The sequence below is a fragment of the Ruminococcus sp. D54t1_190329_F1 genome, assembly GCF_015551645.1.
GTDB lineage: Bacteria > Bacillota > Clostridia > Lachnospirales > Lachnospiraceae > Blautia_A > Blautia_A faecis.
Genome location: NZ_JADNDC010000022.1, coordinates 72896 through 80212, shown reverse-complemented (window position 1 = coordinate 80212; position 7317 = coordinate 72896). Strand labels below are relative to the sequence as shown.

Annotated in this window: 12 protein-coding genes; 5 read left to right on the top strand and 7 right to left on the bottom strand. The window is 40.5% G+C overall.

All coding sequences use genetic code 11. From position 1 onward, the window contains the following. Nucleotides 1–261 (top strand): hypothetical protein (locus tag I2D69_RS11745; RefSeq protein ID WP_207741813.1); only part of this gene is annotated, 261 nt, incomplete at its 5' end. 8 nt (nucleotides 262–269) lie between these two features. On the opposite strand, the gene I2D69_RS11740 is transcribed toward I2D69_RS11745, so the two are convergent. Then, a complete protein-coding gene (locus tag I2D69_RS11740) occupies nucleotides 270–1622 on the bottom strand; it encodes a site-specific integrase (RefSeq protein ID WP_173772825.1) in 1353 nt (450 codons plus the stop codon). Next, the gene (locus tag I2D69_RS11735; RefSeq protein ID WP_195379942.1) at nucleotides 1609–2799 is read right to left on the bottom strand and encodes a site-specific integrase; all 1191 of its coding nucleotides are present in this window, start codon (nucleotides 2797–2799) and stop codon (nucleotides 1609–1611) included. The genes I2D69_RS11740 and I2D69_RS11735 overlap by 14 nt, the downstream gene beginning before the upstream one ends. Before the next feature lie 135 nt (nucleotides 2800–2934). On the opposite strand from I2D69_RS11735, the gene I2D69_RS11730 reads away from it, so the two are divergent. Next, nucleotides 2935–3174 (top strand): helix-turn-helix transcriptional regulator, encoded by a 240-nt coding sequence (locus I2D69_RS11730; RefSeq protein WP_118584335.1) that lies wholly within the window; start codon nucleotides 2935–2937, stop codon nucleotides 3172–3174. A gap of 163 nt (nucleotides 3175–3337) precedes the next feature. Here the strand turns inward: I2D69_RS11730 and I2D69_RS11725 are convergent, their stop codons facing one another. Next, complete coding sequence (locus I2D69_RS11725) at nucleotides 3338–3706, bottom strand: hypothetical protein (protein WP_173772823.1); 369 nt, start codon at nucleotides 3704–3706, stop codon at nucleotides 3338–3340. A gap of 135 nt (nucleotides 3707–3841) precedes the next feature. Here I2D69_RS11725 and I2D69_RS11720 point away from each other — a divergent pair, with 135 nt between their 5' ends. Further along, a complete protein-coding gene (locus I2D69_RS11720; RefSeq protein ID WP_117854310.1) occupies nucleotides 3842–4081 on the top strand; it encodes a helix-turn-helix transcriptional regulator in 240 nt (79 codons plus the stop codon). Nucleotides 4082–4175: 94 nt separating this feature from the next. Here the strand turns inward: I2D69_RS11720 and I2D69_RS11715 are convergent, their stop codons facing one another. Further along, complete coding sequence (locus I2D69_RS11715) at nucleotides 4176–4373, bottom strand: hypothetical protein (protein ID WP_147343030.1); 198 nt, start codon at nucleotides 4371–4373, stop codon at nucleotides 4176–4178. 93 nt (nucleotides 4374–4466) lie between these two features. Between I2D69_RS11715 and I2D69_RS11710 the strand changes: the two genes are divergently transcribed. Next, nucleotides 4467–4919 (top strand): hypothetical protein, encoded by a 453-nt coding sequence (locus I2D69_RS11710; protein ID WP_118583074.1) that lies wholly within the window; start codon nucleotides 4467–4469, stop codon nucleotides 4917–4919. A 375-nt stretch (nucleotides 4920–5294) separates the two neighbouring features. Then, nucleotides 5295–5534, top strand: coding sequence for a DUF6061 family protein (locus I2D69_RS11705; RefSeq protein WP_107001876.1), 240 nt, complete (start codon nucleotides 5295–5297; stop codon nucleotides 5532–5534). A gap of 183 nt (nucleotides 5535–5717) precedes the next feature. Here the strand turns inward: I2D69_RS11705 and I2D69_RS11700 are convergent, their stop codons facing one another. The 3 genes from I2D69_RS11700 to I2D69_RS11690 form a co-directional block, all read right to left on the bottom strand. Further along, nucleotides 5718–6077 (bottom strand): hypothetical protein, encoded by a 360-nt coding sequence (locus I2D69_RS11700; RefSeq protein ID WP_226815842.1) that lies wholly within the window; start codon nucleotides 6075–6077, stop codon nucleotides 5718–5720. Between the two features lie 99 nt (nucleotides 6078–6176). Next, a complete protein-coding gene (locus I2D69_RS11695; protein WP_195379941.1) occupies nucleotides 6177–6476 on the bottom strand; it encodes a metalloregulator ArsR/SmtB family transcription factor in 300 nt (99 codons plus the stop codon). A 135-nt stretch (nucleotides 6477–6611) separates the two neighbouring features. After that, nucleotides 6612–7313 (bottom strand): 2Fe-2S iron-sulfur cluster-binding protein, encoded by a 702-nt coding sequence (locus I2D69_RS11690; protein WP_173719593.1) that lies wholly within the window; start codon nucleotides 7311–7313, stop codon nucleotides 6612–6614. Nucleotides 7314–7317 lie beyond the last annotated feature (4 nt).

Below are 7317 nucleotides of genomic sequence, written 5' to 3'. Positions count from 1 at the left end.
AAGACGCTTCCCACACTGAATACCAGACTGAAAAAGATCACACAGTCCTATGGCCTGCCCCGCATCTCCCTTGGAGATCTGAGATATATGTATCTCGCAGATCTTATCAAAAAGGAAAAACAGTTTAAAAAGATCATGGAACTTTTCGGATATGCAAATCCTTACCGGATGCTGAACCTCTGCCAGCAGATCGCGGATATCCAGGGAGAGACTTTAACTGTAAACGTTCCGTTTCCTGAGATATTTTATTATAAAATGTAAAGCTGATTTTAATCATAAAAATAATTCCAATAAGCATGAGTATCGGGAAGCTGGTAGGGTTTCTGTTCCACATTGCACTGCCTTTTCGGTTCCACGCAGCCCTGTTCCTTCGATAAAAGATGATGGGCCAACACATACTCTTCGATTATCTTTGAGATGTCATAGGTTTCCTGTTTCTGGGAGGCTACATAGATCCTGCTGGTAAAATCCGGGCTGTAATGTCCAAGACATTTAGAGATCGTTTTCATGTTGACCTGGTACTGTGCGAGGACTGTGGCATAGGTATTCCGGAATTTTCTCCAGGGTAGCCGGGAGATCCCGCTCTGTTCCATCAGGCGGTTGTAAGACTTGATATAAAAACTACGGTTATGGCACTGCCCGTTTTCATGACAGCAGATGTAGCCCAGATCCAGGAATTCTGGATCAGAAGCTTTGCGTTTTTCGTAGCGCTGTCGTTCCAGGAGGATCTCATCCAGGACAAAATCAGCCAGTACTACTGCTCTTTTGCTGTTTTTTGTTTTCAGTGGGAGTTCACTGCACAGTACCGGCCTGTTCTCCTGCGCCACTTCCATGTACAGGTTCTTTCCAAGCTGGCGTTCCACAAAAAGTTTCTTGCCAAGGAAATCAATATCGCTGTACCGGAGTCCGGTGATCTCAGAAATCCGCAGGCCGGCAGTGACGGCAAGGAGCATGGGCAGATAAATCATGGGTTCCTGCTGTTTACACAGATATAAAAGATGGGCAGCTTGTTCCACGGTATAAACCTGCTGCCGGGTATCCACTTTTTTCTTCTGGCATGGCTGTTTTACTTCGGAAGAGATCCCGGTATAGATATCTCTGGAAAGATAGTTGTGTTTCCGCGCATAGCAAAGGGAAGCCGTGACGACACCCGCCGCAGTTCTTAATACTCCCGGATGGGGAATACCAGACAATGCCTTTACCAGGTCTCTTCTCTGCAGCGCATCCAGCTTTTTATGGCCGAGTTTAGGAAGCAGATAGTTTTCTATGATATTCCGGTAAGCGTTGTAGGTATTATAAGTGATCCTTTTTTGACCGAGCATATGATGGTAAAACCAGAAATCATAAAACTCTTTCACGGTATAAGAAAAAGGGATGAAACTGCCGTTTGCGATTTCCATGAGGGCCTCATCCCTTTCCTGGCGGGCCAGCTGCTTGTTGGAAGAGGTGGTCCGCTGTACCATCTTCACATCGCCGGACTCAAAAACAAGTAAAAGACGGAAACAGTATTTTCGTCTGGCTTTTATGTATATAACGTCACCAAGGGATTTCCCGGAAATGAGCCTGCCATAAAGGAAGGTTTCCTTTACCGGCATCTGGAGATAGGGTTCATTCTTTTTCACAGGTTTTTCCCTCCTTTTTTCCAGCGCCAAGGACCGGGTCCAGGGAACCTGCAACGACAGCACCAACTTCAGGATCCGTACATGGAATCCTGTTGCAAAATGCCAGTGTTGTAGTCTGTTTTGTGTGGCCAAGGATACCAGAGACTGCTTCAAGGGAAAAATCCTGTTCGAGAAGAAAACGGGCGAACATATATCTCAGATCACGCATGTTCAGTCTTGGAAGACCCGCTTCTGTGGTGATCATTTTTAAAGCAGCTCCTAATGTAGAAACAGACTTTATCTTTGCTGTGGGGCCAAGACAAAGATAAGATTTATAGCCTGTAGCTGATGGATATTTTGTCAGGAGTTTCCTGTTTTCTTTCCGCCGGGCAGAAAGTTCCGAAAATAAAAAAGACGGAATTTTTAAGCTTCGGTTCTGTTTGGTCCCTTCCAGTTTTTTTAACTGGCAGTTCTTCCCGGAATCGTTCGAGGTATAGATCCTCTGGATTGTGATAGTCTGCTCATGACGGTTGAAATCCGAATACTTCAGTCCAAGGATTTCCCCGGGTGTCAGGCCGCAGAAAAGAGCCAGTTGAATCTCCAGGTAATGGTTGGAATTGGAAGCGGCAGTCAGGAATGTGCGAAGCTGTTCCGGGGAATAGAAAACCGGATTTCCGGGAGACTCCGGATAGTGCCGGATCTGCTGGAAGTCCATATCTGGAAGCCAGTTGTTTACACGGGCGTGTTTCAAAGCGTTGTGTAGCAGCTTATATGCATAATAGCCTCCATTGCAGCAGTAAGCCTGACAGGATTCCAGAACCCTATTGAGATAATCAGGAGTGACACATCCCAAAAGAATATCCTTATGCAGATGAGGCTGGATGATCAGGTTTATGATCCATTGCTTTTGAACCAGTGTACGGCTGCCATTAGAACCCTGAGCACACACATCATTCAGCCAGTAATCCAGATATTCCGAAAAGGTAAAAGGCATATCCCGCTCCTTTTTCAGTTTGGACAACTGGTCGTGGTAAGAAACCAGGGAACGTTGATAGCTCTCTTCTGCTTCTTCCCGGGATGAAAACCCGGTACGACGGCCGTATTCAATGGTGCAGATAAGAGGATTTACCAATTTGGTCAGATGAGCCCAGGTACCGTTGTCTTCCTGAAAGACGGGGGTTTTTGCTTGTTCTTTCATTGATTTGTTTTCTCCTTTGTGTGTTTGATATGCTTACAGATATTTCTCTATTACGAAACATTATATGAAGTTTCTCGGCTATTATCAATACAAAAGTTTCTTAATAACGAATTATTGATGAAAGTAGGGAATATCATGCAGAAACTCAGACCGGATATGAACATTGGCGGGAACATACAGAAAATACGGTATAGCCGAAAGCTTACACAGGATCAAGTGATTGCCAAAATGAATCTCATGGGGATCCAGATCTCCAAAAGTACCTATGCGAAGCTGGAAACAAATCGGATGAATATTAAAGTAAGCGAACTGGTGGCCATGAAGGAAATCTTTGAATGTGAGTTTAATGATTTCTTTGAAGAGCTGAATGAGTAATAATATAGATAAAATATTATTCGGGGAACTCTCTTATTATCTAGGTATATGGCAAAACGTAATTATATAAGAGGGTTCTCTGTCTTTTTATATAAGATAATGTCGTATGTGACAAAATGTTTACAAGAAGGTCAGAATTTTTAAATTCCTGATTTCTCTTAGCTTATGCGCCTATATCATATTGAAATTTCGCATATATAGAATGCCGCATTTTTTCATATAATTGCTTAAAATTTTCTTCTGCATCGTCAGAAGAGATAGTATTTGAAGTGATTAAGTCACTTTCGAGCCGACTGCTGTAATTAAGGGCAAACTCAGGGTATTTCAGAAATGTATCCAGGGCAGCAGATTCCAGTTCCTCTCCTACTTTCAAACGTTCCAACTGAATACTATCAAAAAGTTCTTGTGTCATAGGTACGATCCCGTATATTGCAGCCCATTGAGTCTGAGTGAAATGTTTCAATTCTGCCGGCAATGTCAGTAATTTTTGTTTTTGCTCCAAGGTCAATTCGTTGAATAAACTTTTTTCCATAATCAAAATTTCCTCCCATTGGAATAAGTGTGTGCAAGTAATTACAGTAGAGATTCTACAACTTATAATTCAATTATATATTAGTTATCCTATACTTACAATCCTGAATAATATTGTAGTTGAGGGTAATGGTATATGGAAGATCGTAATTATGGAACTATCCGGATCAAATTGGATGAAATGATAGAAAAGCAAAACATCAGTAAGAACAAATTGGCTCACCGCGCCGAAATGCAAAGGACCCAACTCAACCAGTTTTGTAAAGGAACGGTAACACGGCTGGATACCGCTGTTTTAGCCAGGTTGTGCTGTGCATTGAATTGTAAGATCGAGGATCTGTTGGAGTACGTTCCACCAGAAAATAAGGAAAAATAAATATATCTCATAAGCTAAAAAGTGCAGAGAAGTATATTATACAGTTATACGTCTCTGTACTTTTTTGCTTATGATGGTCATATCCTTAATGAAATCATTGTAGGTAACCATCCGCTATGTTTTCACTCATGTGTGAGATATACCCCAACAACCTATATTCCCTTTCATTTTTCCAGTCACAGATCATGCCATCAGCAAAATTAAAATCTATACCTCTTCCCTTTGCAATATTCATACTTCTTGTAAATGTATTGTATAATCCTACTGTAGCCCATGAAAAAGCTGTATCCATGAAAAACACAGCTATCTCATAAGTGATATTGAATCCACAGCCAATCGTGCTACAATAAAATTATACATTTCAATATAAGAAGGAGGTCATTCTATGGCACTGCAAGAAGATTTCAATCAAATAATAGATTACGCACATTTTTGGAACTGGGCTCCTGATTGGGGAGAAGTGCAAAGAATATACGAGAAATTCCCTGATTCCTTCTCCGTACTTACGCCCTTTGCGTATTCCTATTTGGAAGAACTGATTAGAACTACAACCTCCGACTATGGACTTCCTTTATTCGATCGTAATGGGCAACCAGTTAAGGTCAATGTTGGCATGAAGTTGATTTCTTTGGCAATAGCAGAAAATCAAAATAATCAGGAATATGTCAAGGTTCTGGAAGAAACAAAGAAATATTTCAAATATGTAAAAGTAAACAACGATGAAAACGGGCGAAACAGAGTTATGCATGGATTCGTTCATCCCCGTTTTTGGAGCAAGGAGAACTTCGAACAACTCATTCATCATATTGCTGTTCTTTCACCTTACTCAAAGTTTTAATCTATAACTTCGCTTTGAAATACGTTTGGAATACTCGCTTGTGATTCTGAGGAACCATCTTGAAAGGATCTGCGTTTAGCAATTCCGATTGAGATTTCACCTGTTTTAAGAGATTTAATAACTGTTATATTTTGTTATTAAATTCTCCGTAAACCCTTGAAAACACTGAATTTATCACTGGTGAGCTTTCCCTTATTGTTTCCCTTGTGTTATATTGTCCCACCAGTGTTTACGAACTCTGATAAGGGCAAATACAAGGGCAAGAAAATCCTATAAAACAGTATAACACAAAATAAAAGTGACATGGTGAACTGATTGAAATGCTTCTGATTTTTGCAACAAATGATTGATTTAACGATAAGGAGATTTGATACGATGAGAACAATATTTGCAGAATACAATCCCAAGCGCAACAGTATTGATGTTTATACCTCTGTTGGCTATATGCTCCGCATTGACTGTTGGGAAGCTGAAAAGGACTTAAAAACCACATCAGGATCAGACTGTGCATTAAACGCACTCGCCATTGATGATCCTCTTGAATATGCAAGATTATATCTTGATGGAAATTTGCAGATGTGGGTAGATGCGGAAGACTCATTAGATATTTTTTAATTTTTAAACAAATACAACAGTTTAAATAACTATTAGCTACAATATTTCCGGAAAATTCATCATAGGTTTGTATAAACGCAAAGAAACGGCGGCTCTGAAAATCAAAGTCGCCGTTCTAAATTGTCTGGTTTTTCTTTTGCCGTCATGCGGCAGATAATCAATTCATTCTATTTTGAACTTCTTTTATGCTACCTGATGTCTGCAATAGGAATGAATCGCCAAGAATGTAAACACAAATAATTCAATTCCTGCCGAAATCAAAATAACATGCGGTGTCCAGAAACTCATTCCACCGATATTCAGATAATTGAAATTTGCAAGCTGAGAAAGGAAATTGTTCTGCATACCAATTCCGGCAGATGGAAGTATGGTAGAGAGCCATGTTGCTCCCATCGCCACATAAGCAAAAAGCGACATGAGAAGAACTACGATAGAGATCAGCAAAACTGTCAATGTGTCTTTACATTTTGCAGACAGGAACAACATACAGCTAACCGTTGCTAATACAGAAAGTAAGCCCGCTGCTGCGAGAATTATCTGCAACTGCCCCAGATTGATGTTTGGCAGGTTACAGTCAGGTAACGCTGGAAAAAACTAATTCCTGAATTTGATTCTTTTTTCATGATATCTGCTCTCCTTAAATTATTTACAACAATCCCCGTCACCGCATCCAAGGCAAGTAAGGGATTCTATAAAGTGTTTGTAATTCATCAATGTCTCACAATTCAAAGAATAGTGATGCCATTTTCCTTCCTTACGATCATTCACAAGGCCGCATCCTACCAGTATCTTCATATGATGGGATAAAGTTGGCTGGGTAATTTCAAATCTTTCCAAAAGTTTACACCCGCACTTTTCTCCATCCGACAGCATCTGTACAATTTCCAGCCGGTTCGCATCGCCCAAAGCCTTGTATATCAAAGCCACATCCATTGCATTCATATTGACACATCACATTGATCATTGTCTATGTTCAATATAATATATACATAGATATTTGTCAATGTATGCATTTTAAAAAAGAGAATCAAGTTTTTGATTCTCTTCATACATTCATTATAGCTTTTATCATCCATTTTATTTGCCCCAAACAGCCGCTGCATTCGACCTTACAAGCAGTTCTTCCACAGGCAGACCAATCGGACAAATATCATGACAAGATAACGACTTCCCGCATCCTTCAAAAAATCTCTTCTTATATTCAGCAGAAATCTCATTCAAATGAGTGCTTTCCTGTTCTTCATTCAGAATCCGAAATGCGTTGACTGCAGCAACAGTGCCTGCGAAAGTCCCATTTGCAGAGAAGTTAGGACACACTTCAAGGCAACAGCCACACATCAGACAGCGTGCCGACTGGTATCTCGGTTCATGTGTCCACGAACTCATATAAGCTTCACTTTCAAGCCAAAGGTTCAGTTTTTTCAAATTTTCAAACAGATTTGACCGGTCAACGATCAAATCTCTTACAAGCGGAAATTTGCTTAAAGGTTCCAAGGTGATTGTAGAACCTTTTAACGTATGTAGAAATGTAGAGCATGCCAGCCTCGGACGTTCGTTAATCAGCATGGCGCAAGCCCCACATTTTCGCACCATACAGCTACATTCCCAGCTGATGGGAGTAACTATATTCCCTGAATCATCTTTCAAAGGTGTTCTACTGTTCAATTCCTTTAGAACATTGGCAACAGAGCTGTTTTTGCTTCCGTCAAACTCAAATTCCTGCCAATAACTGTCTGATTTCTGACTCTCCTGCCGCCTGATTCTTATTTTATATACCAAGTGA